The sequence below is a fragment of the Polaromonas sp. genome, assembly GCF_018780625.1.
Taxonomy (GTDB): Bacteria; Pseudomonadota; Gammaproteobacteria; order Burkholderiales; family Burkholderiaceae_C; genus Polaromonas.
The window spans coordinates 1-2595 of the sequence record NZ_JADMJK010000220.1 but is presented as its reverse complement, the minus strand read 5'-3'; the positions used below and the strand labels follow the sequence as shown (position 1 = coordinate 2595).

At 64.2% G+C, this 2595-nt stretch carries 3 protein-coding genes; 2 read left to right on the top strand and 1 reads right to left on the bottom strand.

Annotation, left to right across the window (positions count from 1 at the left end; all coding sequences use genetic code 11):
- On the top strand, window positions 1-390 hold a 390-nt coding region (gene pgk / locus IV091_RS15935), incomplete at its 5' end, for a phosphoglycerate kinase (protein ID WP_293470237.1).
- A 56-nt stretch (window positions 391-446) separates the two neighbouring features.
- On the opposite strand, the gene IV091_RS15930 is transcribed toward pgk, so the two are convergent.
- Window positions 447-1532: a fatty acid desaturase gene (locus IV091_RS15930; RefSeq protein ID WP_293470236.1), complete on the bottom strand. Its 1086-nt coding sequence runs from the start codon at window positions 1530-1532 to the stop codon at window positions 447-449.
- A gap of 168 nt (window positions 1533-1700) precedes the next feature.
- On the opposite strand from IV091_RS15930, the gene pyk reads away from it, so the two are divergent.
- On the top strand, window positions 1701-2595 hold an 895-nt coding region (gene pyk, locus IV091_RS15925), incomplete at its 3' end, for a pyruvate kinase (RefSeq protein ID WP_293470235.1).

The following is a 2595-nucleotide window of genomic DNA, read 5'->3' as shown; positions in this document are numbered from 1 at the left end:
TGCGCCAAGACCTTTGCTGCCGATGCGCCGGCCACCGTCAAGCGGGCGAGCGAGGTGGCCGACGACGACCTGATCCTGGACATTGGCCCCGAGACCACCGCCAAACTGGCGGCGCAGCTGATGGCGGCCGGCACCATTGTCTGGAACGGCCCGGTCGGCGTGTTTGAGTTTGACGCCTTTTCCAAAGGCACCGAAGGCATTGCACGCGCCATTGCCGCGAGCAGCGCGTTTTCGCTGGCCGGCGGCGGCGACACGCTGGCGGCGATTGCCAAATACGGTATCGAGCAGCAGGTGGACTACATCTCTACCGGCGGCGGCGCTTTCCTGGAAATCCTGGAAGGCAAGACGCTGCCCGCGTTTGAAGTGCTGGAGAAGCGGGCGGCGGGCTGAACACTGAACGCTGGAAGTCTGTTTGACCATGAAAAAGGGTGCCAAGGCACCCTTTTTTACGCCGGTTCGCTACGCTGCGGGCTGGCGGCGCGCCCGGCGTAGTCGGTCCAGCAGCGGCGGCTGTAGTCGTAGAGCTTGCACTGGCGGGCCGTGTCAAAGTACCAGCGCCACGAAAACGGCTGCACCACGATGCGCTCGGGCAGCATGTGTTCGAGCTTGCTCTGCGCCTGCTTGAGCCGGTACAGCGGAATGCTCATGTCCACATGGTGCGCCGTGTGTTCCATGATGTGGTGCAGCACCGCGCCTATGCCCAGCGGAAAGGTCAGGTGCACGGTGGTCGAGACAAAGGGTTGCGCCTGGGACCAGGCGGCTTTGTCGTCGTGCCAGGACACCTTGACGTGCGTGTGATGCACATACACCACGAAGCCGATCATCGCGTTCCAGAACAAAAAGGGCAGTACAAAGCCGCTCAGCAGCACCGCCGCGACCGGCTGCGCCGTGGCCAGCGCGGCCGCCACCATCACGCCGGCCCACAGCACGGCAAAGGCCGACACCAGCAGGCAGTCCTTGATGAAAATCGGGCGGCGCGTGGGCATGTGGGCCCGGTTCGGAAAAAACATGCGGTTCCACCAGATCTCGATCATGTAGTAGAGGCCCGGCGCCCAGCCGCTGCGGTAAATGCGGTCGCGCAGGCGCTGAAAGGGCGTGAGCGCCTGGTACTCGGCCTGCGTCAGTGGTGCCCAGACAAAATCCACACCCTTGAGGTTGGTGTAGCCATGGTGAATCACGTTGTGGCCGACGTCCCACAGGCTGAAGGGCGTGAGCGAGGGCAAAAAGGCGATGCGGCCCAGCCACTTGTTGAGCCGGCGGTGCGGCGTCAGGCTCTGGTGGCAGGCGTCATGGCCAATGATGAACAGCCGGCCCGTGACAAAGCCCGCGGCCAGCCCGCACAGCAGCTTGCCCCATACGGCGTCGATCAGCACCGTGCCGGCCAGCGCCGCCAGCAGCAGCGCGTAGTCAAACACCAGCAGCACCAGCGCCCACAGCGTGGTGCGGCTCGACAGGGGGATCAGCCACGCGCGCAGGGTCTTGCGGTGCGGCAGCGGCTGGTCGGCGGGAATGGGGGCGAGGGAAGCGGGCATGGCGTGTAAGTAAAGGGAAAGGGGCAACATGAAATTCTAGGGGGATCGGCCCGTGGGCGTTCTGACCAGGATCAAACTTTTGCCAGCCCGGCTCGCACCTTGTTTTGGTACCCGGGCGGTAACCGGTTCCATGTAAGAATCAGAAACCAAATTACAAGGAGACCCTTCATGTCGCTTCGCGCCACCAAAATCGTTGCCACCCTCGGCCCTGCGTCCAGCGACCCCGTTTTGCTTGAAAAAATGATCCGTGCCGGTGTCAACGTGGTGCGGCTCAATTTCAGCCACGGCCAGGCGCAAGACCATGTGGACCGGGCGCAACTGGTGCGCGAAGTGGCCCAGCGCGCCGGCCGCGAGGTCGCCATCATGGCCGACCTGCAGGGCCCCAAGATCCGCGTCGGCAAGTTTGCCGAAGGCAAGGTGATGCTGGAGCCCGGCGAGCGCTTTGTGCTGGACGCGTCCCGCACCGAGCCGGGCGACATCAAGGGCGTGGGGCTGGACTACAAGGAACTGCCGCGCGATGTGAAGGCCGGCGACCTGCTGCTGCTCAACGACGGCCTGATCGTGCTGACCGTCGATGCCGTGCGTGGCGAGGAAGTCCACACCACCGTCAAGCTCGGCGGCGAACTGTCCAACAACAAGGGCATCAACAAGCAGGGCGGCGGCCTGACCGCGCCCGCGCTGACGGCCAAGGACATGGAAGACATCAAGACCGCCATGAGTTTCCAGGCCGACTACGTCGCCGTGAGCTTCCCCAAAAACGCCACTGACATGGAAATGGCGCGCCAGCTCTGCAACGTGGCGGCTGCGCCCTACAAGCACAAGCCCGGCCTGATCGCCAAGATCGAGCGCGCCGAGGCGATTCCCAACCTGGAAGAAATCCTGCGCGTCAGCGACGGCATCATGGTGGCGCGTGGCGACCTGGCGGTCGAGGTCGGCAACGCCACGGTGCCCGGCCTGCAAAAACGCATGATCAAGATGGCCCGCGCCATGGACAAGGTCGTCATCACCGCGACCCAGATGATGGAAAGCATGATCCTGAACCCCGTGCCGACGCGCGCGGAAG

What these genes read in the sequence shown, in the direction of transcription:
- IV091_RS15930 (WP_293470236.1), bottom strand. Translation starts at nt 1,532, where the DNA reads ATGCCCGCTTCCCTCGCCCCCATTCCCGCCGACCAGCCGCTGCCGCAC.